Below are 22031 nucleotides of genomic sequence, written 5' to 3'. Positions count from 1 at the left end.
GTGTGTGTTCTCCTAGCGCCGGTCGCCGCGGAAGCCGCCATCGCGGCCGCCATCACCACCCCGGAAGCCGCCATCGCGGTCACCGCGGAAGCCGCCATCACGGCCGCCATCGCGTCCACCGTCACGGCCACCCTCGCGTCCGCCTTCGCGGCGCTTGCGGTCATCGCCCTTGCGCATCACTGCGGTGGGCTCGGCGTTCAGCTCGTCGACCTTCACGGTCATGTAGCGCATGATGTCTTCGGCATAGCGCTGGCGGTATTCCAGCGCGTCGAGCACATCATTGCCCGCTTCCATGTCGATATAGCCGTAATGGCCCTTGCGGCTCTTGTTCAGGCGGTAGGCCAGCGTGCGCAGGCCCCAGTATTCGGTCTTGTTGACCTTGCCGCCCTTTTCCTCGACGAGGGTTTTGATTTCCTCGATCGCGGTTTCCATCTGCGCCGGAGACACGTCCGGGCGCGCGATGAACACGTGTTCGTATTTCTGCATAAGACTTTCGTCCCTTCTGATGGGCTGCGGCGCGAGCGCGGTCCGAAGGGCCGGACCGTCCCGCGTCGGCTCCCGATGACCCCGCCTTGCGCCATGCGCAAGCCGGGCTATGGCCATGGGACCGCAGCCGGTGAAGCGGCGCGTATACGGGAAAGGGCGCAGCGAGGCAAGCGCGGGAGGCGGTGGTCAGGGGTCAGCCGGACGGGGTGGTCCGAGCGTTCTCAGCGTTTGCTAATTGTCTCACCAATCTCGGCGAACACCGCTTGATGGCTGAAGGTTCGCCCGGCCTCAAAATCAGCCATACCGCGGTCAATTTTGGCGCGCAGCAATGAGAGAAGCTCATCCCCGCCGACCACATCACCTTGCCGGATGTCGTCCTCGGCCTGTTTGATCCGGTCGCGCAGAAGCGCATCATAAGCGTCAGCGTAGGCGGCATATTCCTCGCGCGAGATCATCACCGCGACGGGCCGTCCGTGGCGTTCGATACTCACCGGTTCGCGCCGGGCCGCGTCGAGCAATTCCCCGAACCGGTTCTTGGCGTCGGCGGCGGTGAAGGTGCGCATGGCGGACTTCTGACGTGTTTGATCCAAATTAGCCGATTTCGACAAGATCGCCACGCCCCACCCGCCTTGCCAGCGTCCCGCCGCCCGGTTTATGCCGCTCCCACAGAACAATACTGCAAGGGAGGACGCCGCGAATGGCGCTTGCATTCATATTTCCCGGCCAGGGCAGCCAGGCCATCGGCATGGGCCAGGCGCTCAAGGACGCCTATCCGGCCGCACGCGAGGTCTTCGAGGCGGTGGACGAGGCGCTGGGCGAAAGCCTGTCGGGCCTGATGGCCGATGGCCCGATGGACACTCTGACGCTGACTGAAAACGCCCAGCCGGCGATCATGGCGGTGTCCATTGCGGCCATGCGGGCGCTGAAAGCCGAGTTCGGCGTGGATGTCAGCACCGCGCGCTTCGTGGCGGGCCATAGCCTGGGCGAGTACACCGCCCTGTGTGCGGCGGGCGCGATCTCGCTGCCCGATGCGGCGCGGCTGTTGCGCCTGCGCGGCCGGGCCATGCAGCAGGCCGTGCCGGTGGGTGAGGGTGCCATGGCCGCCATGCTGGGCGCCGGGATGGATCAGGCGGAAGCTGCCGTCGCCGCCGGTCAGGCCCACGGCGTCGTGGCGATCGCCAATGACAATGCGCCCGGCCAGATCGTCATCTCCGGCGCCGCGGCGGCGGTGGAGGCTGCGCTGGAGGCGGCCAAGGAGCACGGCGTGCGCCGCACCATGATGCTGCCCGTGTCCGCGCCCTTCCATTGTCCGATGATGTCGCCGGCCGCCGACGCCATGAAGATCGCGCTCAAACACGTGTCGATCGCCGCGCCGTCCGTGCCGCTCATTGCCAATGTCACGGCAGCGCCCGTGACCGATCCCGAAACCATCCGCGCCCATCTGGTCGAGCAGGTCACGGGCCGGGTGCGCTGGCGCGAAAGCATTGATGTCATGCATGGTCAGGGCGTTACCCGGTTTGCAGAAGCCGGCGCCAAGGTGCTGGTCACCATGCTGCGCCGTCACATCCCCGAGGCTGAGGGCGTCGCCCTTGCGGGCCCCGAAGAGCTCGAGGCGTTCGCCGCCTCCCTGAAAGGATAAGCGACATGTTCGATCTGACTGGAAAGAAAGCCCTGGTCACGGGAGCCACTGGCGGGCTCGGCTCCGAAATCGCCCGCGCCCTGCACGGCGCGGGTGCCCATGTGGCGCTGTCAGGCACAAGGGAAGAGAAGCTGCGCGAGCTGGCTGACGAGCTGGGCGAGCGCACGGCGATCACGCCGTGCAATCTGGCTGAGGCCCAGGCGGTGGACGCCCTGCCCAAGCAGGCTGCCGAAGCGCTGGGTGGGCTGGATATCCTGATCTCCAACGCCGGGATCACGCGCGACCAGCTCTTGATGCGCATGAAGGACGAGGACTGGGACCTGGTGATCCGGGTCAATCTGGAGGCTCACTACCGCCTGTCCAAGGCGTGCCTGCGCGGGATGATGAAGCAGCGCTGGGGCCGGATTATCGGCATCACATCGGTGGTGGGCGTGACCGGCAATGCCGGCCAGACCAATTACGCCGCGTCCAAGGCGGGCATGATCGGTTTCACCAAATCACTCGCCATGGAGGTTGCATCACGCAACGTGACGGCGAATTGCGTGGCTCCGGGCTTTATCGAATCGCCCATGACCGACGCCCTGACCGAGGATCAGAAGTCCGCGATTCTCAATACCATTCCCGCCGGGCAGCTGGGCAAGGGCGCTGATATTGCAGCCGCTTGCGTCTACCTCGCGAGTGAGGAAGCGGCCTATGTCACAGGCCAGACCCTGCACGTGAACGGCGGGATGGCGATGATCTAGGCGCCTGCGCGCAACATACACGCGGCTTGCCATCGCGCCCCGCTCTGGCGTAGGTCAGATCAGGCGTGCTATCTGCCCGCACGCTTCCGCCGACGAGGTCCGCTCTCTGGACCCCGCCTTGGCGACGGTTCAGTTCCGCGGGCCCCGCCGGGTCGCCCGCATGCATATGAAAAGGGTCCGATATGTCCGACGTTTTTGATCGCGTTAAGAAAATTGTTGTCGAGCATCTCGATGTCGAAGAAGACAAGGTCGTCGAAAAGGCCTCGTTCATCGACGATCTGGGTGCCGACTCCCTCGACAATGTCGAGCTCGTGATGGCGTTCGAAGAAGAATTTGACGTCGAGATCCCCGATGACGCCGCCGAGACCATCCAGACGGTCGGCGACGCGGTGAAATTCATCTCCGAAAAACTCGGCAAATAGTCCCGGACGAGCCCTTGAGCATGTCCAGACGCCGCGTTGTCGTCACAGGTCTCGGTCTCGTCACGCCGCTGGGATGCGGGGTGGACCATGTGTGGTCCCGGCTGATCGCCGGCCATTCGGGTCTGTCCCGCATCGGGCATTTCGAGGTTGAGGATCTGTCCAGCCATGTGGCGGGCATCATCCCCCGCGCCGATGGGCGCGCAGGCGGATCGCCGGACATGCCCGGCGTGTTTGATCCTGATGCCGTCCTGCATCCGCGCGAACAGAAACGTATCGACGATTTCATCCTCTACGGCATCGCCGCGGCGGATGAGGCGTTGAAGTCATCTGGCTGGGAACCGGCCGATGACGCGGCGCGCGAGCGCGCCGGCGTGCTGATCGGGTCGGGCATTGGCGGGCTGCAGACGATTTACGACGCCTCCATCACCTTGCACGAACGCGGCCCGCGCAAGCTGTCGCCGTTTGTGATTCCGGCCATGCTGATCAATCTGGTCTCTGGCCATGTGTCGATCCGCCATGGCCTCAAAGGCCCCAATCACGCCGTGGTCACAGCCTGTTCCACCGGGGCCCACGCCATCGGCGATGCGGCCCGTCTGATTGCCTATGGCGATGCGGACATGATGGTGGCTGGCGGTGCCGAAAGCGCCATCACGCGCCTGGGCTTTGCCGGGTTCGGGGCGGCGCGCGCGCTGTCCTCGGGCTTCAACGACACGCCTCAAAAGGCCTCGCGCCCGTGGGACAAGGACCGCGACGGTTTTGTCATGGGCGAGGGTGCCGGCGTGGTCATCCTGGAAGAATATGAAGCGGCCAAGGCCCGCGGCGCGACCCTTTATGCCGAAGTGGCTGGCTACGGCCTGTCAGGCGACGCCCATCACATCACGGCACCCGCCGAGGATGGCGATGGCGGCTATCGCGCCATGAAGGCGGCGCTGGCCCGTGCCGGGCTTGAACCGTCGGCCATCGGCTACGTCAACGCCCACGGCACCTCCACTCCCAAGGGTGACGAGATCGAGCTGGGCGCCGTCGAGCGCCTGTTCGGCGATGCCGCGGGCGATCTGGTGATGAGCTCGACCAAATCGGCGATCGGACACTTGCTGGGCGCGGCCGGGGCGGTGGAGGCGGTGTTCTCCATTCTGGCCATGCGCGACGGCATCTGCCCGCCTACCCTCAATCTTGATAATCCGTCGGTGGACAGCCCGATCAATCTGGCACCCCACACGGCGGTGAAGAAGCATCTCGACGCCGTGCTGTCCAACTCCTTCGGGTTTGGCGGCACCAATGCGTCGGTCGTGTTCAAGCGGGCCGGATAGGCCGGGGGGCCATCCGATGGGCAAGAGTTCCACGCCGACTTCCAAACGCAAACCGGGCGGGTTCGCACGCGTGCTGGTCTGGCTGGCGGCTACGCTGCTCGCGATGGTGCTGATTGCGGCGGGTGCAGGTTATGCCGGCTGGGTCTGGGTCAATCAGCAATTTGAAGCGCCCGGGCCGTCTGCCACCGAGACCACGCTGATGTTGCCGCGCGGTGCCGGGCTCATCGCCATTGCGAGCCAGCTCGAGCGCGAGGGCGTGGTTGAGGATGGCCGCCTGTTCCGCCTGATGGTGCAGATCGACCAGGGCGAGCGGGATTTGCGGGCGGGCGAGTACCGTATTCCGCAAGCTGCCTCCATGCGCGAGGTCTACGCGCTGCTGCGCGAGGGGCGCACGCTGATGCATCCGGTCACTGCGGCCGAAGGCCTGACCACCGCCATGATCGTGCGGATCGTGGAAGCTTCTGACGTTTTGACCGGCGAGATCACCCGCATCCCGGCTGAAGGCGCGCTGCTGCCGGAAACCTATATGGTGGACCGCGGTACGCCGCGGCAGGCCGTGATCGACCGGATGGAAGCGGCGCAGGATGATCTGATGGCGCAGGCGTGGCCGAACCGCGCCGACAATTTGCCCTACGCCACGCCGGAAGAGGCGATCATCATCGCCTCCATCGTGGAGAAGGAAACCAGCGTGCCGTCCGAGCGTCCGCTGGTGGCGTCGGTGTTCGTCAACCGTCTGCGCCGGGGCATGCGTCTTCAGAGCGATCCGACCATCATTTACGGCATCACCCAGGGCGAGCCGCTGGGCCGGGGCATCCGCCGGTCGGAGCTGGACAATACGAACAATCCCTACAATACCTATCATATCAACGGGTTGACCCCGACGCCCATCGCCAATCCGGGCCGGGACGCGATCCTGGCGGTGATCAATCCGCCGCAGAGCGATTATCTGTTCTTTGTGGCGGACGGCACGGGCGGGCATGCTTTCTCGGCGACCTATGCCGAGCATAACCGCAATGTGGCGGCCTGGCGGCGCATTGAGCGCGAGCGCGCGGGCGGCCGTCGATGAGCGCGCCCCTGTCGGGCATGACCGGCTTTGGCCGGGCCGAGGCGCAAGGGCCCTATGGCGTGCTGAGCGTCGAGGCGCGCTCGGTCAATGGCAAGGGGCTCGATTTCCGCCTGCGGGTGCCCGCGGGCCTGGATGCACTGGAAATCCCGCTGCGCGACAGGACGCGCGCCCGCTTCCAGCGCGGTTCGGTGACGCTGACCGTGACACTGACGCGCACCGCCGGGGACGCAGGCGTACGGGTGGATGAAGCGCGCCTGGACGCCTATGCCCGCGCTGCGAAGGCGCTGAGCGATCAGGGACTGGCCGAGCCGGCGAGCGCAGGCGAGCTGATGGCGCTCAAGGGTGTGATCCTGGCCGACGACGCCGAGGCCCAGGCCGGTCCGGACGAAGCGCTGATCGCCGATGCGCTGACTTGCGCCGACGCCGCGCTGGCCATGCTGCAGGACGCACGCGAGGCAGAAGGCGTGGCCATGGGCGCGGTGCTGACAGGGCATCTCGATGAGATCGAGACGCTGACGCGCGAGGCCGCCGCGCTGGATGCGGCCCGCCCCGCCGCCATCAAGGCGCGTATCGAGGCGAAATTCGCCGAGCTCCTGCCGGGCGGGCTCGATCCCGAGCGCCTTGCCCAGGAAGCGGCCATGCTGGCGGTGAAGGCCGACATCCGCGAGGAGCTGGACCGGCTCGCCGCCCATATCGACAGCGCGCGCGCCCTGATCAAGGGCGGCAGCCCGTCGGGCCGCAAGCTCGATTTCCTGTCCCAGGAGTTCAACCGGGAAGCCAATACGCTGTGCTCGAAATCAGGCGATCCGGCGCTGACGCGGATCGGGCTCGCGCTCAAGGCCGCCGTGGACCGCCTGCGCGAGCAGGTCCAGAATGTGGAGTAAAGGGGCATGACCGGCGATCACCTGACGGGACCGGCTTATCGCGGCCAGCGGCGCGGGCTGATGCTGGTGCTGTCCAGCCCGTCCGGCGCCGGCAAGACGACGCTGTCCCAGCGCCTGATCGCCCAGAACCCGGATCTGGTCCTGTCGGTGTCCACCACCACGCGCAGCCCCCGGCCGGGCGAGCGCGACGGCGTCGATTATCACTTCACCGATGAAGACACATTCCTCAAGCAGGCGTTCGCGGGTGCGTTCTATGAATGGGCCAAGGTGTTCGACCATTACTACGGCACGCCGCGCGGGCCGGTGGAGGATGCGCTGGATGATGGCCGCGACGTGGTGTTCGACATTGACTGGCAGGGCGCGCGCAAGCTGACCGAGCAGGCGCCCGATGACGTGGTGCGCATCTTCATCCTGCCGCCCTCGCTGACGCTGCTGCGCGAGCGCCTCAAGAAGCGCGCCCAGGACTCAGACGCGATCATCAATGGCCGCATGGAGCGCGCCAAGTCGGAAATCGCCCACTGGAGCGAGTACGACTATGTGGTGGTCAATGACGATTTCGCCCGTGCGCTGGAAAAGCTCAACCAGATCCTCCACGCCGAACGCCTGCGCCGCACGCGCCATCCCTGGCTGGACGGGTTCGTCGACGCGCTGATGGAGGAGTAGGGCGCGGGGGTAAGCGCGTGGGGCTCAAACGCCCGTCACACGCAGCCCATCACCCGCCCGCCGCCATCTCCGCCAGTGCGGCGTGGATATCGCTGACTGTGACCGAGCCTTCGCCCACGGCGCTGGCGACGCGTTTGACCGAGCCGGCGCGCACATCGCCCACGGCGTAGACGCGTTCCAGGCTGGTCTCGTAAGGGCTGGGCGGGCGCTGGCGGTGCCAGCCGGCGGCGGCGAGCTCGTTCTGCGCCAGCGCGGCACCGGTTTTGACGAAACCGCGCGTGTCGCGCGCCACAGGTTCAGGCAGCCAGCCGGTGAAGGGCGCCGCGCCGATAAACAGGAAGGCGAAGGGGGTTTCGAGGCGCGCCGGGCCGGCAGGGGTGTCGAGGGTGATGGCGGTCAGGCGCAAATCTTCAGGGCGGGCGGCGTCATTGGAATGCAGGGCGGAGATTTCGGCCTCCGGGTGGAGGGTGATGTTGGGCGTCTCTTCCAGGCGACGCACCAGGTACTCCGACATGGTCTCGCGCAGGTCGGGGCGGCGGTAGATGACGTGCACGCGCTTTGCGGTGCGCGCCAGGAAGACCGCGCCCTGACCGGCTGAATTGCCCGCGCCCACCACGCACACTTCCGCGCCGGCGCATAGCTGGCCCTCCAGCGCCGAGGCACCGTAATAGATGCCGGCGCCTTCCAGCGCCTCGAGGCCTTCCAGGGGCAGACGGCGGTATTGTGCGCCGGTGGCGATGACCACGGCGCGGGCAATGAGGCTGCGCCCGTCACGCATGCGCAGGCCGTAGCGGCCATCGGAGCGTGTCTCGAGCGCGGCGGCACGCACCGGCGCGGCCAGGCTCACACCGAATTTCTGGGCTTGGACGGCGGCGCGCTCGGCGAGCTCGCGGCCTGATACGCCGGTGGGAAAGCCAAGATAGTTTTCAATCTTGGAGGAGGACCCGGCCTGTCCGCCCGGCGCCTCGGCATCCAGCACCACCACTGACAGGCCTTCGGACCCGGCATAGACCGAGGCGGCGAGGCCCGCCGGCCCGGCACCGACCACGACAACATCCACCTCGCCCTCCTCGGGCAGGACGCCATAGCCCAGCGCGGCGGCCAGCGCCTCCACATCGAGCTGGCGCATGACCTGCGCGGCACCCAGCACCACGGCGGGCAGATCGGCGGACGTCAGCGCCATCGCGTCCATCACCGGCTCGGCCAGCGGGTCCGTGTCGGGGTCCAGCCAGGTATGGGGCGCGCCCTGGCGGGTCAGGAAATCGCGCAAGGCGAAGAGCTGGCGGTCATAGCGCGCGCCGATGACGATCAGCGCGCCAAACCGCGTGGAGACCGCAAACGCGCGCCGCGCGGTGAGGGCGCGCACGAAAATGTCGGACAGCTCGCTGTCTTCCACCAGCAGGCGCTGGAAGCGCGCAAAGGGGATATGCAACACCTCGCCGCCCTTGCCCATGACCGTGCGCGCCATCACCGCCGCGCCGGTCAGCACCGCGATATCACCTGCGAACTGGCCCCGCTCCATCCACCCGCGCCGTACCGGGCCGGTGGGGGAATCAATGAAGATGTGGGTCTCCCCGCTCAAGGTGACGAGCATGTCCACGCAGCGCTCGCCAAAGGCGGACAGCACCCCACCCTCCTCATGGCGGCGCACCTCGCCCCAGGCCATCAGGCGGGCAAGCTGCTCGTCATTGAAGGTGAAATTGATGTCCGGGGTTGTTGTGGGTTCTGTCGCCGCCGCCATCGTCCGCTCCCGCTGCGGCGAAAGCGCCGTTAGCGGTGAATATGGCCGGGCAGGAGGTGGAGTTCCAGAGGGCAATCGGGGGCAGGGGCGCTGGCGGCGATCGTCACCGGTTGTCGTCCTGATCGCCCGGCTCGGGCGGGGCCATCGGATCGGCCTTGCGGCTGGGCGGGAACATGACGGCGATTCCGATCTGGACGCTGATGAAGGTGGACGAGATCAGGAAGGCGAGCATCAGGCGCAAGACCGTCCCTTCGGTGCTGGCGCGGGTGAGCGTGCGGATCGCGCCCACATCCAGCACCAGGATCAGCGTGGTGAACGCAATCCCGATACAAAAGCCGATCAGGCCATGGCGCAGGATGAAGCGGATCAACGGGGGCATGGGCGGACTTTCCTGCGGGTGGCGGTACCCAGGCGGCGCGACAGGCAATCATGGTCCCAACCGGGATGAAAGCGCTCTAGGGTATGACAAACTGACGCGCGGGGAAGTGCAATGAAGCTCACTCAATTTTCCAACTACGCCCTTAGAATCCTCCAGTTCGCAGCGTTGCGTGCGCCAGATCATGTTCAAATGGAGCAGGTTGCGCGTGCCCACGGGATTTCGCGCCACCACCTGCTCAAAGCGGCCAATACCCTGGCGCGCGAGGGCTATCTGGAGGTCGTGCGTGGCCGGGGCGGCGGTGTGAAGCTGTCGCGCGGGGCTGACACCATCACCGTCGGGGACGTGGTGCGCCACACTGAAGGTCCCATTGAGCTGGTGGAGTGCTTCAACAGCGATACCAACACCTGCCCCCTGATCGGTGTTTGCCGGCTCTCGGCGGCAATGAAGCGGGCGATGCAAGCCTTTCTCGCCGAGCTGGACCAGGTGACTATTGCCGATATCGCCAGCAACCGGTCGGTATTGCTCGACCGTCTGGCAGCCCGGGATGGCGTGCCCGAACCGGCCGGTGCGCCGCCGGTTCAGCCCAGGCCGTGACAGGCCTATAGGGACGATCTATATCCTCCATCCCTTTAATTAGTATTTTAAATACGACTTTTTATGCGATGGTCCTGTCAACGCGCCGCACTGGTTCGGCGCGATGTCTGTAAAGGATGAAGACATGACTGACTTCGCCCCCGTGCAATTGCCCCGTCTGAACGAGCCGGCCCCGGCCTTTGACGCGCCGACCACCCACGGCCGCAAAACCCTCGCCGACTACAAGGGCAAATGGCTGATTCTGTTCTCGCACCCGGCGGACTTCACCCCGGTGTGCACCACCGAATTCATCGCCTTCGCCAAGGCCCAGGACCGGTTCTCGGCGCTGAATGTGGAGCTTCTGGGCCTGTCCATCGACAGCCATTACGCCCACATCGCCTGGGTGCGCAACATCAAGGAGAAATTCGGCGTGGAGATCGGTTTTCCGATCATCGCCGACCTGTCCATGAATGTCGCCCATGCCTATGGCATGGTGCAGCCGGGCGCCTCGGACACGGCGGCGGTGCGCGCCACATTCCTGATCGACCCCGAGGGGGTTTTGCGGGCCATGGTGTATTATCCCATGTCCAATGGCCGCTCGATTGAGGAGTTTGTCCGCCTTGTGCAGGCGCTGCAGACGTCAGATCGCGAGAAAGTGGCTACGCCTGAAGGCTGGAAGCCGGGCGACCGGGTGATCGTGCCGCCGCCGGCAACTTCGGCTGCGGCCGAAGCGCGGGCCTCGGAAGGCTATGACACCACCGACTGGTACTTCTCCACCCGCGAGCTGTGACGACCGCGCTCACGCTCTGACGTGAGAGGTCATTTCTGAACAGGGCGGGCGCCCGGCGCCCGCCCTGTTTCAATGAGGCTGTCTCTAATCATAGCGCAGATCGGTGGCCTTGCCACGAAACACCCAGTAGGACAGCACCGAATACCCGATAATGACAGGGACCACGACCACGGCGCCGACCAGCATGATGGCCAGGCTCCCCGGCGCCGCCGCAGCTTCGTAAAGTGTCATCCTTTCAGGCACAACATACGGGTAGAAGCTATAGGCTAGGCCAATGAATGCCAGCACGACCAGTCCGCTCACCAGAGCGAATGGGGACCAAGCCAGCCGGTCATCCGCCATCGGCATGCGCCGTAACACCATGGCCAGCGCGATCAACAGCACGGCCGATAAAATCGGCAGCGGGGCCAGAAAGATCAGTTGCGGAAGGGTGAACCATTTGTCCCAGATGCGCGGACTCGCCAGCGGCGTTACGGCAGAAATTGTGGCGATGGCCACAGCCACGCCCCAGACCCCGCGCCGGGCCCACGCGACAGCTTTGCGTTGCAGGTCCGCATCCGTCTTGTAGATAAGCCAGGTGGCGCCGATCAGGCTGTAACCGATCATCAACAGCGCGGCGCACAGCAGGGCGAAGCCCGTGTTGAGCCAGGTATGTTCCAGACCCATGACATACAGGCCAAGCATGTAGCCCTGTGAGCTGGCGGTCATCAGCGAGCCTGCGAAGAAGGCCGTATTCCATGATCGCTTGTGGCCAGCTGGCGCCTTGACGCGAAACTCGAATGATACGCCGCGGATGATCAGGCCGATCAGCATGACCGCCACCGGCAAGTAAAGAGCTGTGAGGATGACGCCGTGGGCGAGGGGAAATGCAACCAGCAGCAGGCCGACAGCCAGCACCAGCCATGTCTCGTTGGCGTCCCAGAATGGTCCGATGGAGGCGATCATGCGATCCTTCTCCGCATCGCTGACCAGCGGCATCAGCAGTCCGATCCCCAGATCGTAACCGTCCAGCACCACATAGATCATGATGGCCAGGCCCATCAGCGCGGCGAACGCGACCGGCAGCCAGATTTCAGGATCGGCAAACCAGCTCATGGGATCACTCCGCTGCTGTTGTCTGGAAGGGGCGCGATCCGGCTTGCGACCGGGGTTCGGAATCGGCGCCGGCTGCGGCGCTGCGCACCAGATAGATCAGCACCCCCCCATAGGCGGTCAGAAGGACGGCATAGACGGCCAGGTAAGCCAGCAGGGAGGACAGCACCATGGAGGGGCCGACCGGGCCGACTGCATCGTGCGTGGTCAGCACGCCGTGCACCAGCCAAGGCTGGCGTCCGATCTCGGTTGTGTACCATCCTGCGAGCGTCGCCACCCATCCCGAAATGCTCATCCCGACCAGCCCCCAGAGCAGGATGCGCGGCATGCCCTCGATGTGACGGCGCCCCCGGCTGAACCATAGCCCGGCATAAGCGAAAATCAGCATCAAGAACCCGATCCCCACCATGATGCGGAACGCCCAGAATACCGGAGCCACCGGCGGATGCAGAATGTCGCCATCCTCGGTGATGAAATCATTGAGGCCGGGCACGACGCCATCGGCATGATGTTTGAGGATCAGGCTGGCGCCGCTGGGCACGCCCAGTTCGAACCGGTTTTCACGGGCCTCTTCGTCCGGCAAGGCGAACAGGATCAGCGGCACGTTCCCGCGCGTCTCCCAATTGGCTTCCATGGCCGCGACTTTCGCGGGCTGGTGTTCCAGCGTGTTGAGGCCGTGAAGATCGCCCAAAACTATCTGGGCAGGGATCAGGATTGCGCCCAGCCACAGACCGATCTTGAGTGACTTGCCAACCTCCTCCTTGCGGTCGCCCAAGAGCCAGCGCAGGGCCGACAGGCCCGCGATCAGAAAGGCGACGGTCAAGCCCGAGGCCAGCAGCATGTGGCTCAGCCGGTATGGCATGGACGGGTTGAAGATGATCTCGATCCAGCTGAGCACGTGCGCCACGCCGTCGCGCATCTCAAAACCCTGGGGCGTATGCATCCAGCTGTTCAATACGATTATCCAGAAGGCCGACAGCGTCGTGCCGACGGCAACCGCGACCGTGGCGGAAGTGTGCAGCCACCCTGGAACCCGGCGGAAGGCAAACAGCATGATCCCCAAGAACACCGCTTCCAGGAAGAAGGCCGTCAGCACTTCATAGGCCAGGAGCGGTCCCGCGATATTGCCCACCCGTTCCATGAAGCCGGGCCAGTTGGTGCCGAACTGAAAGGACATTGTGATGCCCGACACTACGCCGAGCGCAAATGACAAGGCGAACACTTTCACCCAGAAGAAATAGGCCTGCATCCACCATTCATTGCGCGTTGCCGCATAGCGCATCTTGAAGAAGACCAGCACCCAGCCCAACGCAATGGTGACCGTGGGAAACAGGATGTGGAAGCTGATATTGGCCGCGAACTGGATCCGCGAAAGCATCAGTGCGTCAGCTGAGTCCATGGCGATGACCTCCACGCCTGGCCGTGCGGGACAGGCATATTGACTAAAAGAGGTAATGCAAATACCACATTAATTGCGCCCGGTCATGCGGTCGATTGGCGCAGATCGTGGCGCTGCCTACTAGTACATGTAGCGTGTTCGCCCACCTCCCGGAGGATTTCATGAAACATCTCGTTTTCGCAATCGCGCTCGCCGCGATCCCTGCCGCCGCCTGCGCCAGCGCTGACACACAGGACGCAGCGGGGTCCGCTGAGGCCCCGCGCCAGCTGGTGACCATTGTCACCGCTGCCGATCCGCAGACCCAGCTGATGGCCATGGTGCTGACCGCCGCCTCCGTGCGCCAGGGCGCGCAGGCGCATGTCATGCTGTGCGGACCGGCCGGCGATATCGCCCTGCGCGACGCGCCCGCCAGCGCCACGGACGGCCAGGCGCCGCGCGGCGCCAGCCCGCAGGGCCTGATGCAGACCCTGATGAGCGAGCATGGTGTGACGGTGGAGGTGTGCGCCATCTATCTGCCGGGCCTGGGCGCCGACGCGTCGGTCCTGCTGGACGGCGTCACGCCCGCCTCGCCCGACGCCATGGCGGCGCGCTTGCTGGATCCCAACGCGGCGGTGCTGACGTTCTAGGGCGGCCGATCCCCTTCACTGCAATGGCAGGGTGGGCCTCTGACTTGAGGCAAGGGCCGTTGCCGGCTCCAGCTTGAGGCGCTCCCCGGACGTCAGGCCTCCCCATCGCTCCATGCTGGAGGATCACGCAAGGCGATCGCAGTCTGTCAAGAACGGCCCTCCGGGCCGCCGCCGTGCGGTGACCGGGCGCAGGCTCGGTCGTCCTTAGACAGACTGCGACGCTGGCGAAAACGGCTCAGCAAGGAATGACGGGGAGACGGGGTCGCATTGCGCTGGAAAATGGACTGTCTTCTCCCCACAAGCGGAAGAGTAAAACAAGGCGGCGGCCTGAGCCATTCACCGCGAGGCCGGATGAGCCAACCCGCCTGGTCCAAATGCGATCGCCCTCCCTGCAAGCGGGGAAGACAGAGACGCGCGCATCCCCATTCCATCTATCGCCTTGCTTTCGCCTTCAAACCCGGTCATAGAGCGCTCATCGCATGAAGCGCGGGCGTAGAGGCGGCTGAAACCGCCCACGTGCTTCGATCGGATCGGCAAGGCGGCCATGGGCCGCCATGATTCAGTCCGGGCGAGGGCCATAAGGCCCGTCGACGGCGGCTGATCTGCGCGGACGCTTTCCCATAACTGTTTGAATGGCCGGCTGGCGCATGCGCGCTCCCGGGCCAGAAGGAATATCTGTTTTGACCACTTTCTCCCAGCTCGGTCTGGCCGAGCCCGTTTTGCGTGCCGTTACTGCTGAAGGGTATGACACCCCGACCCCGATCCAGGCGCGCGCCATCCCGTTGTTTCTGACCGGGCGCGACATGGTCGGCCTGGCCCAGACCGGCACCGGCAAGACGGCGGCCTTCGTGCTGCCGCTGCTGACCCGTCTTCTGGCGGACAACAAGAAAGCGCCGGGCCTGTCGTGCCGTGCGCTGATCCTGGCGCCGACGCGCGAACTGGCCGCCCAGATCGGCGTGTCGGTCGCCGCCTATGGCAAGTTCACCGGCCTCACCCACACCGTCGTCTATGGCGGCGCCAAGGCCGGCCCGCAAATCCGCGCCCTGGCGCGCGGCGTTGACGTGCTGGTGGCCACGCCCGGCCGTCTGCTCGATCACATGCAGGCGGGCAAGCTGCGCCTGGACCTGACGCGCACGGTGGTTCTGGACGAAGCCGACCAGATGCTCGATCTCGGCTTCATGCCGGCGATCCGCCGCATCCTGCAGGCTGCGGCGCGTCCGCGCACCACGGTGATGTTCTCGGCCACCATGCCCCAGGCCATCCGCCAGCTGGCGGACGATTTCCTGGACGATCCGGCCACGATTTCGGTCTCGGCACCCTCGCGTCCGATCGAGGCCATCACCCAGAACGTGTTCTACGTGGACGGCGGCGCCAAGCCGGACGCGCTGATCGATCTGCTGGCCCCGGAAGCGGGCCGCCGGGCGATCATCTTCACGCGCACCAAGCGCGGTGCCGACAAGGTCACCAAGCGCCTGGTGGAGTACGGCCACAAGGCCGCGGCCATCCACGGCAACAAGACCCAAGGCCAGCGCGAGCGCGCTCTGGCGGCATTCCGCTCCGGCGCGGCCCCGGTTCTGGTGGCCACGGACATCGCCGCGCGCGGCATCGATGTCGACGGCATCGAGCTGGTGGTCAATTACGAGCTGCCCAATGTGGCCGAGAGCTATGTCCATCGCATCGGCCGCACCGCGCGCGCCGGCGCGACGGGCCGGGCCGTGTCGCTCGTGGCACCCGATGAGCGGGGCCTCCTGAAGGACATCGAAAAGCTGACCGGCAAACCCATTGCCGGGCTCAATGAAGCGCCGCCGATGGCCCGCGGGTCTGCTGCACGTCCGGCACGTCCGCAGCAGAAGCGTGGCGGCGGTGGTGGTGGCGGCGGCGGACGTCCGCGCGCTGCCGGCTCCGGCGGCGGTGAACGCGGTGAACGCGGCGCTCAGGGTGCCCAGGGCGGCGAGCGCAGCGGTCAGGGCGGTGGAAACCGCGGCGGCCAGGGCGGCGGCAATCGGGGCGGCCAGGGCGGAAGCCGTGGCGGTCAGGGTGGCGGCAATCGTGGCGGTCAGGGCGGAAGCCGGGGCGGCCAGGGCGGCCAGGGCGGCGGTCAGAACCGCAGCAAGCCGCGCGCGCACGCCTCGTAAACGGCAATCGGTCGCAGACGCGTGAATTGACCAGCGGGCTCCGGGCCGTCAGTTAGTCCCCACAGGACACTGACGCAGCACTGGATGCCCCATGGCCGATTTCGATTACGACCTTTTCACCATCGGCGCCGGGTCTGGCGGGGTGCGCGCATCGCGCCTCGCCAGCCTGTCCGGCGCCAGGACGGCGGTGGCCGAGGAATACCGGCCGGGCGGGACCTGCGTCATCCGCGGCTGCGTTCCCAAGAAATTCATGGTCTACGCCTCGGGCTTCGCCAAAACCTTCCGGCAGGCTGAAGGCTATGGCTGGCGCATCGGCGAGTCGCAGTTTGACTGGCCGGTGTTTCGCGATGCCATGCTGGGCGAGGTGGATCGCCTGTCGGGCATCTACGCGAAGAATCTCGCCAATGCCGGGGTGGAGCTGATCGAGGACCGCGCCGAGCTGGCCGGTCCCCACGAGATCCGCCTGGTCAAATCAGGGCGCACCGTCACGGCGCGCACCATTCTGATCGCCACGGGCGGGGTGCCCAACCGGCCCGAGGGCGTGGCCGGCGCAGAGCATGCAATCACGTCCAATGAATTGTTTCATCTCGACAAACTGCCCGAACATCTGGTGATCGCCGGGGGCGGGTATATCGCGTGCGAATTTGCCCAGGTGTTCGCAGGGCTGGGGGTGAAAACCTGCCTGGTCTATCGCGGCGACACGGTGCTGCGCGGGTTTGACGATGACGTGCGTGCCTTCGTCCATGAACAGCTGCAAGATTGCGGCGTGCGTGTGATCACCCATGCGGTGTTCACGTCCATCGAGCCGTCTGAACGCGAAGGCTTCCACACCGTCCATCTGGACACTGGCGACACGCTGGAATCCGACGCGGTGGTGCTGGCGACCGGGCGCGATCCCTATACCGCCGGGCTGGGCCTGGAGGCGGCCGGGGTCGAGGTGCTGGAAAGCGGCGCGATCAAGGTCGATGAATACTCGCGCACCAGCGTTGACCACATCTACGCCGTGGGCGATGTGACCAACCGGGTGAACCTCACGCCTGTCGCAATTCGCGAGGCGATGGCCTTTGTCCAGACGGTCTTTCACGACCGGCCTACTGCCTTTGACCACAGCGATATTGCGTCAGCCGTCTTCACCCAGCCGCCCGTGGGCAGTGTGGGCCTGAGCGAGGCAGATGCGCGGCGCGCGCATGGCAAGATCGATATCTACAAGAGCAAGTTTCGCCCGATGAAGGGGATGCTGACCGCCAAGCCGGACTGGATGCTGATGAAGCTGGTGGTCCGCGCCGAGGATCAGGTGGTGGTGGGCGTGCACATCGTGGGCGATGACGCGCCGGAGATCATCCAGGCAGTGGGCATTGCGGTGAAAGCCAAGCTCACCAAGGCCCAGTTCGACGCGGCCTGCGCGGTGCATCCCACGGTCGCCGAAGAGCTGGTGACGATGCGCGAAAAGTGGACGGATCCGACATTGAGCGCGGCGGAATGATCCGCCGCGCCTGAAGGGATGCCGGAATGGCGGGCCTGAAGGCGGCCCGTCAGTCGTCGTGGCCGCCCATCTGGGACTGCATGTAGCGGTCTTCGCCGATTTTCTCGATCAGGCCCAGCTGGGTCTCAAGGAAGTCGATATGCTCTTCCTCGGACTTCAGGATGGAATCAAACAGCTGGCGCGAGACATAGTCCCCGGCGCTTTCGCAATAGGCGACGGCGTCCTTGTAGATCGGATGCGCGCGGCGCTCGGCCTCCAGATCGCATTCCAGGATTTCCTTGACCGTCTCGCCGATCAGCACCTTGCCCAGATCCTGCACATTGGGCAGGCCTTCCAGGAACAGGATGCGCTCGATCAGCGCATCGGCGTGCTTCATCTCATCGATGGATTCTTCGTATTCCACCTTGGCCAGGCGCGAAAAGCCCCAATCTTTCAGCATGCGCGCATGCAGGAAGTACTGGTTGACCGTGGTCAGCTCCAGCTTCAGCGCCTTGTTCAGGTGCTCGATGACCTTGGGATCGCCCTTCATTGATTCGGCTCCGGTTCAGAAAACAGATTGTCGGCTAATGTAGCATCGATTCTGTGTCGGCCAAGTGATTGAAAGATATTTGACAAGTCACTGAGAGGCATTCGCGCGCCTCAACTGAGACGCGTTTGCAGCCGGTGGCGCGGGCAAGGCTGAGGCGGCCAGTGAACCGCTCGGTCGCGGCGTGGCGGCACAGCCAATGTGAACGGCGTTCACTTTTGTCTCCGGCCGGGTTATGCTCATGCTTCGTGCCTGATCATCGAAGGAGGCCGACATGGCCGCGTCTTCAACCGGCGACTGCGCCTTTCCGTTCCAGCCCTTGCGGCCGCTGGCGGCGCTCGGCGCGTTTCGCGATCTGATCAATGATCCTGAAGACACCCGTCACGTCTTCCGCTTCTTTTCGGCGGCCCAGGGGCGCACGGGCGAAGACAGCTTCCGGCGCTTTTGCGACAGCGAGTATGGCCGCGGCGTAATCGCCAACCGCCAGAGCCTCGCCGATGCGCTCACCGGCCGTGCGCAACTGGAGGCCCACGGGCCGGGCACGTTCGCGGCGGCCTATCTGCAATATCTCGATAGCGAAGGCCTCGATCCGCTGGGCGTGCACGAGGCCGCGGTGGCGGTAAACCCCGGCCATTACGAGATGCTGGACCGCGATTACCCGCAGTTCAGCGCCTATATGTGGTCGATGAGCCTGACCCATGATTTGTACCACGTGCTCACCGGCTATGGCCGCAATCCGCTGGGCGAGGCGCTGCTGCTGGTGTTCACAGGCGTGCAGACCGGCTCGCGCGGCTCCCGTTTGCTGGGGGCCATGGCGGGTCTGCGCATCCGCTCGGAAATCATGAGCTGGCCTGTGGGGCGCATGATGCGCAACGCCGCCGCCATGGCGCGTGCGGCCAGGCCGATGCCGGTGCAGGATTTGTCAGACCTGTTCGCCCTGCCGCTGGACGGCGCGCGCGCGGCCCTGTCGATCACGCCCGATCCGCTCTACCGCGAGACGCTGGCGGCCTGGACCGGACCCCAGCCGATCACGGCGCGCGCCTGAGCATGCTTGGCGCCGAAGGTCTCGACGCGCGCGCCATCAGCTTGTATCAAACCGGTCCCGCGCGGGTGTAGTTCAATGGTAGAACGTCAGCCTTCCAAGCTGAATATGTCGGTTCGATCCCGTCCACCCGCTCCAGGTTTTCTCCCCACTTGATGATTTGACGGGCGCGAACTCTGCGCCCCGGCCCTTGACGCCGCCTTCCGCGCGCGGCTCGCTGGCGTGGTTGTGGGAGGATGCCGCATGCCCGAATCCTTGCAGGCCCTGTGCGCGCGCGCCGATGCGCTCAAGGCGCAAAAGCGTCTGGAAGAGGCGCTGGCGGTGCATGAACTGGCGGCAGCCGCGTATCCGGACAATCCGGTGGCGCTGCACAACCTGGCCGCCAGCCAGGGCGATTGCGGGCGTCACGAGGCCAGCGCCGCCAATGCACGCCGGGCCATCGCGCTGGGGCTGAAGGCGGGCGAGACGCGGGTTGTGCTGGCGCGCGCGCTGATGCAGCTGGGCGCGCTTGATGCCGCGGCGGAGGCCTATGACGCGGCGTGCGCTATCAATGCGGCGATGGTGGACGCCCAGCTGGAGCGCTGCCAGCTGATCTGGATGCGCACCGGCGATCAGGCACAGGCGCTGGACGGGCTGGAGCGTGACATCGCGGCCCGCCCGGGTTTCGGGCCGCTGGAATATGTGCGGGCGCGCGCGCTCGATTACATGGGCGATCTTGAGGGCGCGTGCGCGCAGATGGAGGCGCTGGCGGTGCGCGAGCCGCGCCAGCTCGTGCTGCAATGTGCAGCAGTCTATCTGCTCACCCGCGCCGGGCAGCTGGACAGCGCACGTGCGCGGGCGCGCCAGGCGCTGCAGATTGCGCCCGAAGGCCTCACCGCGCTGGAGGCCTGGACCCATGTCTGCCTGGCCACCGGAGATGGCGAAGCCGCGCAAGCGTCCGCGCAGCGCCTTGTGGCGCTGGCACCGGACAATCAGAACGCGGTCAATCTGCAGGCCATGGCCTGGCGCATGAGCGGCGACCGGCGCTTTGACGGGCTCTATGACTATCACGCGCTGGTGCGCCCGCAGACCATCGCCCCGCCGCCGGGCTGGACCAGCCAGGCGGCGTATCTGGCCGACCTCGCCGCCGAGCTGAAAGCGGCCCATCCCTATCGCACCCACCCGTTTGGCCAATCGGTGCGACATGGCAGTCAGCGTCCGGATATCTTGTCGGTGCAAACCCCCGCCATCCAGGCGTTCCGCCAGGCGCTGGACCCGCTGGTGGACGCCTATATCGAGGGGCTGGGGGAGGGGGGTGATCCCTTGCGGCGGCGCCGCGCGGGGCGCTGGCGCATTCACGGCGTCTGGTCGGTCTGGCTGACGCCGGGCGGATTTCATACCGATCACGTCCACCCGGACGGCTGGATATCCTCGGCCTTCTATGTGGAGCTGCCGGATGCGGTTTCGGCGGGCGGGCGCGAGGGCTGGATCCGCTTTGGCGAGGCGGGCATTCCTGTCACGCCGGCCCAGAGTGCCCAGCACTGGGTGAAGCCCGAACCGGGCATGCTGGTCCTGTTCCCGTCCTATATGTGGCACGGCACCGTTCCGTTTGGCGGCGAGCAGGCGCGCCTGACCATGGCCATGGATATCGTGCCGGCCTGAGCCCGCAGGGCGGGGCCGCGTTTGACACTTGCAAGCGCGCCGCGCGGGCGCTATGCCCCGCCCTCAGTTTTCAAGGGCGCCCGGCAAGCAGGACGTCCATGCACAGCTCCAGCGTGAGGGTCTAAAGACAATGGCCAAGGGTAAGTTTGAGCGTAACAAGCCGCACGTCAACATTGGCACGATTGGTCACGTTGACCATGGCAAGACGACGCTGACGGCTGCGATTACGAAGTATTTCGGCGAGTTCCGTGCGTATGACCAGATTGACGGTGCGCCGGAAGAGAAGGCGCGCGGGATCACGATCTCGACGGCGCACGTCGAGTACGAGACGCCGGGCCGTCACTATGCGCACGTCGACTGCCCGGGCCACGCGGACTATGTGAAGAACATGATCACGGGCGCGGCGCAGATGGACGGCGCGATCCTGGTTGTGAACGCGGCGGACGGCCCGATGCCGCAGACGCGCGAGCACATTCTGCTGGCCCGTCAGGTGGGTGTGCCGGCTCTGGTTGTGTTCCTGAACAAGGTTGACCAGGTCGACGACGCCGAGCTTCTGGAGCTGGTGGAGATGGAGGTTCGCGAGCTTCTGTCGTCCTACGACTTCCCGGGCGACGACATTCCGATCATTGCGGGCTCGGCGCTGCACGCCATGAACGGTACGCAGCCCGAGATCGGCGAGAATCAGATCCGTGCGCTGATGGCGGCTGTGGACGAGTACATCCCGACCCCGGAGCGTGCCATTGACCAGCCCTTCCTGATGCCGATCGAGGACGTGTTCTCCATTTCGGGCCGTGGCACGGTGGTGACGGGGCGTGTCGAGCGCGGCATCGTGAAAGTGGGCGACGAGATCGAGATTGTGGGCCTGCGCGACACCAAGAAGACGATCTGCACGGGTGTCGAGATGTTCCGCAAGCTGCTCGACCAGGGCCAGGCGGGCGACAATGTGGGCGTTCTGCTGCGCGGCGTTGACCGCGAGGGCGTGGAGCGCGGCCAGGTATTGTGCAAGCCGGGCACGATCAAGCCGCACAAGAAGTTCGTGGCCGAGGCCTATATCCTGACCAAGGAAGAGGGTGGCCGTCACACGCCGTTCTTCACCAATTACCGTCCGCAATTCTACTTCCGCACGACGGACGTGACGGGTGTGGTGAGCCTTCTGGACGGCACCGAGATGGTGATGCCGGGCGACAATGTCGAGATCAATGTCGAGCTGATCACCCCGATCGCGATGGAAGAGAAGCTGCGCTTCGCCATCCGTGAAGGCGGGCGCACCGTGGGTGCCGGCGTGGTGGCCAAGATCGTCGAGTAATCGGCACCGTCCCTGACGCTATGCGACGCGGCCCGGCCCACAAAGCCGGGCCGCGCTGCGTTGGGGGGCATGTTGACGCTGACGC

At 65.8% G+C, this 22031-nt stretch carries 22 protein-coding genes and 1 tRNA gene; 16 read left to right on the top strand and 7 right to left on the bottom strand.

Annotation, left to right across the window (positions count from 1 at the left end; all coding sequences use genetic code 11):
• Positions 1 to 12: 12 nt before the first annotated feature.
• On the bottom strand, positions 13 to 486 hold the full coding sequence (gene rpsF, locus L2D00_05800; GenBank protein WBQ14196.1) for a 30S ribosomal protein S6: 474 nt from the start codon (positions 484 to 486) through the stop codon (positions 13 to 15).
• Positions 487 to 707: 221 nt separating this feature from the next.
• Positions 708 to 1103, bottom strand: a complete 396-nt coding sequence (locus L2D00_05795) for a type II toxin-antitoxin system prevent-host-death family antitoxin (GenBank protein ID WBQ14195.1) — start codon at positions 1101 to 1103, stop codon at positions 708 to 710.
• 80 nt (positions 1104 to 1183) lie between these two features.
• On the opposite strand from L2D00_05795, the gene fabD reads away from it, so the two are divergent.
• From fabD to gmk, 7 genes are all read left to right on the top strand, one after another.
• Positions 1184 to 2125 carry an ACP S-malonyltransferase gene (gene fabD / locus L2D00_05790; protein ID WBQ14194.1) on the top strand — a complete coding sequence of 314 codons (942 nt, stop codon included), beginning with the start codon at positions 1184 to 1186 and terminating at the stop codon, positions 2123 to 2125.
• A gap of 5 nt (positions 2126 to 2130) precedes the next feature.
• Positions 2131 to 2868, top strand: coding sequence for a 3-oxoacyl-[acyl-carrier-protein] reductase (gene fabG / locus L2D00_05785; protein ID WBQ14193.1), 738 nt, complete (start codon positions 2131 to 2133; stop codon positions 2866 to 2868).
• A 182-nt stretch (positions 2869 to 3050) separates the two neighbouring features.
• Positions 3051 to 3290 (top strand): acyl carrier protein, encoded by a 240-nt coding sequence (locus L2D00_05780; protein WBQ14192.1) that lies wholly within the window; start codon positions 3051 to 3053, stop codon positions 3288 to 3290.
• A gap of 20 nt (positions 3291 to 3310) precedes the next feature.
• On the top strand, positions 3311 to 4600 hold the full coding sequence (gene fabF, locus L2D00_05775) for a beta-ketoacyl-ACP synthase II (GenBank protein WBQ14191.1): 1290 nt from the start codon (positions 3311 to 3313) through the stop codon (positions 4598 to 4600).
• A 16-nt stretch (positions 4601 to 4616) separates the two neighbouring features.
• On the top strand, positions 4617 to 5666 hold the full coding sequence (mltG, locus tag L2D00_05770; GenBank protein ID WBQ14190.1) for an endolytic transglycosylase MltG: 1050 nt from the start codon (positions 4617 to 4619) through the stop codon (positions 5664 to 5666).
• Positions 5663 to 6550: a YicC family protein gene (locus L2D00_05765; protein ID WBQ14189.1), complete on the top strand. Its 888-nt coding sequence runs from the start codon at positions 5663 to 5665 to the stop codon at positions 6548 to 6550. Before mltG ends, L2D00_05765 begins: the two co-directional genes overlap by 4 nt.
• 6 nt (positions 6551 to 6556) lie before the next feature.
• On the top strand, positions 6557 to 7213 hold the full coding sequence (gmk, locus tag L2D00_05760) for a guanylate kinase (protein WBQ14188.1): 657 nt from the start codon (positions 6557 to 6559) through the stop codon (positions 7211 to 7213).
• Positions 7214 to 7262: 49 nt separating this feature from the next.
• Here gmk and L2D00_05755 read toward each other — a convergent pair whose 3' ends face one another.
• Together L2D00_05755 and L2D00_05750 are read right to left on the bottom strand one after the other, a co-directional pair.
• Positions 7263 to 8954 (bottom strand): FAD-dependent oxidoreductase, encoded by a 1692-nt coding sequence (locus tag L2D00_05755; protein ID WBQ14187.1) that lies wholly within the window; start codon positions 8952 to 8954, stop codon positions 7263 to 7265.
• 103 nt (positions 8955 to 9057) lie between these two features.
• Positions 9058 to 9333 carry a hypothetical protein gene (locus L2D00_05750; protein WBQ14186.1) on the bottom strand — a complete coding sequence of 92 codons (276 nt, stop codon included), beginning with the start codon at positions 9331 to 9333 and terminating at the stop codon, positions 9058 to 9060.
• 111 nt (positions 9334 to 9444) lie between these two features.
• Here L2D00_05750 and L2D00_05745 point away from each other — a divergent pair, with 111 nt between their 5' ends.
• Complete coding sequence (locus L2D00_05745) at positions 9445 to 9927, top strand: Rrf2 family transcriptional regulator (protein WBQ14185.1); 483 nt, start codon at positions 9445 to 9447, stop codon at positions 9925 to 9927.
• A 124-nt stretch (positions 9928 to 10051) separates the two neighbouring features.
• Positions 10052 to 10696 (top strand): peroxiredoxin, encoded by a 645-nt coding sequence (locus L2D00_05740; protein ID WBQ14184.1) that lies wholly within the window; start codon positions 10052 to 10054, stop codon positions 10694 to 10696.
• Between the two features lie 84 nt (positions 10697 to 10780).
• Here the strand turns inward: L2D00_05740 and L2D00_05735 are convergent, their stop codons facing one another.
• Together L2D00_05735 and L2D00_05730 are read right to left on the bottom strand one after the other, a co-directional pair.
• Positions 10781 to 11791 (bottom strand): cytochrome d ubiquinol oxidase subunit II, encoded by a 1011-nt coding sequence (locus tag L2D00_05735; protein ID WBQ14183.1) that lies wholly within the window; start codon positions 11789 to 11791, stop codon positions 10781 to 10783.
• A 4-nt stretch (positions 11792 to 11795) separates the two neighbouring features.
• Positions 11796 to 13187, bottom strand: coding sequence for a cytochrome ubiquinol oxidase subunit I (locus L2D00_05730; protein ID WBQ14182.1), 1392 nt, complete (start codon positions 13185 to 13187; stop codon positions 11796 to 11798).
• A gap of 161 nt (positions 13188 to 13348) precedes the next feature.
• Between L2D00_05730 and L2D00_05725 the strand changes: the two genes are divergently transcribed.
• The 3 genes from L2D00_05725 (at position 13349) to gor (ending at position 17431) form a co-directional block, all read left to right on the top strand.
• Positions 13349 to 13813, top strand: a complete 465-nt coding sequence (locus tag L2D00_05725; protein ID WBQ14181.1) for a hypothetical protein — start codon at positions 13349 to 13351, stop codon at positions 13811 to 13813.
• Between the two features lie 680 nt (positions 13814 to 14493).
• Positions 14494 to 15948: a DEAD/DEAH box helicase gene (locus L2D00_05720; protein ID WBQ14180.1), complete on the top strand. Its 1455-nt coding sequence runs from the start codon at positions 14494 to 14496 to the stop codon at positions 15946 to 15948.
• Between the two features lie 91 nt (positions 15949 to 16039).
• Positions 16040 to 17431, top strand: coding sequence for a glutathione-disulfide reductase (gor, locus tag L2D00_05715; protein ID WBQ14179.1), 1392 nt, complete (start codon positions 16040 to 16042; stop codon positions 17429 to 17431).
• Positions 17432 to 17480: 49 nt separating this feature from the next.
• On the opposite strand, the gene bfr is transcribed toward gor, so the two are convergent.
• Positions 17481 to 17960, bottom strand: coding sequence for a bacterioferritin (gene bfr, locus L2D00_05710; GenBank protein ID WBQ14178.1), 480 nt, complete (start codon positions 17958 to 17960; stop codon positions 17481 to 17483).
• Between the two features lie 271 nt (positions 17961 to 18231).
• Between bfr and L2D00_05705 the strand changes: the two genes are divergently transcribed.
• The 4 genes from L2D00_05705 (at position 18232) to tuf (ending at position 21946) form a co-directional block, all read left to right on the top strand.
• Positions 18232 to 19002 (top strand): ubiquinone biosynthesis protein COQ4, encoded by a 771-nt coding sequence (locus tag L2D00_05705; protein ID WBQ14177.1) that lies wholly within the window; start codon positions 18232 to 18234, stop codon positions 19000 to 19002.
• A 61-nt stretch (positions 19003 to 19063) separates the two neighbouring features.
• Positions 19064 to 19137 (top strand) — tRNA-Gly (locus L2D00_05700).
• A 105-nt stretch (positions 19138 to 19242) separates the two neighbouring features.
• Positions 19243 to 20640 carry a putative 2OG-Fe(II) oxygenase gene (locus L2D00_05695; protein WBQ14176.1) on the top strand — a complete coding sequence of 466 codons (1398 nt, stop codon included), beginning with the start codon at positions 19243 to 19245 and terminating at the stop codon, positions 20638 to 20640.
• A 130-nt stretch (positions 20641 to 20770) separates the two neighbouring features.
• Complete coding sequence (tuf, locus tag L2D00_05690; GenBank protein ID WBQ14175.1) at positions 20771 to 21946, top strand: elongation factor Tu; 1176 nt, start codon at positions 20771 to 20773, stop codon at positions 21944 to 21946.
• Positions 21947 to 22031: the final 85 nt, after the last annotated feature.

The organism is Hyphomonadaceae bacterium BL14 (genome assembly GCA_027627705.1).
In the GTDB taxonomy this organism is placed as follows: domain Bacteria; phylum Pseudomonadota; class Alphaproteobacteria; order Caulobacterales; family Maricaulaceae; genus Oceanicaulis.
This window is presented reverse-complemented; position numbering and strand designations above follow the sequence as displayed.

Coding starts and splice junctions, on each gene's coding strand:
- rpsF (WBQ14196.1), bottom strand. CDS start 486: ATGCAGAAATACGAACACGTGTTCATCGCGCGCCCGGACGTGTCTCCG.
- fabD (WBQ14194.1), top strand. CDS start 1,184: ATGGCGCTTGCATTCATATTTCCCGGCCAGGGCAGCCAGGCCATCGGC.
- fabG (WBQ14193.1), top strand. CDS start 2,131: ATGTTCGATCTGACTGGAAAGAAAGCCCTGGTCACGGGAGCCACTGGC.
- L2D00_05780 (WBQ14192.1), top strand. CDS start 3,051: ATGTCCGACGTTTTTGATCGCGTTAAGAAAATTGTTGTCGAGCATCTC.
- fabF (WBQ14191.1), top strand. CDS start 3,311: ATGTCCAGACGCCGCGTTGTCGTCACAGGTCTCGGTCTCGTCACGCCG.
- mltG (WBQ14190.1), top strand. CDS start 4,617: ATGGGCAAGAGTTCCACGCCGACTTCCAAACGCAAACCGGGCGGGTTC.
- L2D00_05765 (WBQ14189.1), top strand. CDS start 5,663: ATGAGCGCGCCCCTGTCGGGCATGACCGGCTTTGGCCGGGCCGAGGCG.
- gmk (WBQ14188.1), top strand. CDS start 6,557: ATGACCGGCGATCACCTGACGGGACCGGCTTATCGCGGCCAGCGGCGC.
- L2D00_05755 (WBQ14187.1), bottom strand. CDS start 8,954: ATGGCGGCGGCGACAGAACCCACAACAACCCCGGACATCAATTTCACC.
- L2D00_05750 (WBQ14186.1), bottom strand. CDS start 9,333: ATGCCCCCGTTGATCCGCTTCATCCTGCGCCATGGCCTGATCGGCTTT.
- L2D00_05745 (WBQ14185.1), top strand. CDS start 9,445: ATGAAGCTCACTCAATTTTCCAACTACGCCCTTAGAATCCTCCAGTTC.
- L2D00_05740 (WBQ14184.1), top strand. CDS start 10,052: ATGACTGACTTCGCCCCCGTGCAATTGCCCCGTCTGAACGAGCCGGCC.
- L2D00_05735 (WBQ14183.1), bottom strand. CDS start 11,791: ATGAGCTGGTTTGCCGATCCTGAAATCTGGCTGCCGGTCGCGTTCGCC.
- L2D00_05730 (WBQ14182.1), bottom strand. CDS start 13,187: ATGGACTCAGCTGACGCACTGATGCTTTCGCGGATCCAGTTCGCGGCC.
- L2D00_05725 (WBQ14181.1), top strand. CDS start 13,349: ATGAAACATCTCGTTTTCGCAATCGCGCTCGCCGCGATCCCTGCCGCC.
- gor (WBQ14179.1), top strand. CDS start 16,040: ATGGCCGATTTCGATTACGACCTTTTCACCATCGGCGCCGGGTCTGGC.
- bfr (WBQ14178.1), bottom strand. CDS start 17,960: ATGAAGGGCGATCCCAAGGTCATCGAGCACCTGAACAAGGCGCTGAAG.
- L2D00_05705 (WBQ14177.1), top strand. CDS start 18,232: ATGGCCGCGTCTTCAACCGGCGACTGCGCCTTTCCGTTCCAGCCCTTG.
- L2D00_05695 (WBQ14176.1), top strand. CDS start 19,243: ATGCCCGAATCCTTGCAGGCCCTGTGCGCGCGCGCCGATGCGCTCAAG.
- tuf (WBQ14175.1), top strand. CDS start 20,771: ATGGCCAAGGGTAAGTTTGAGCGTAACAAGCCGCACGTCAACATTGGC.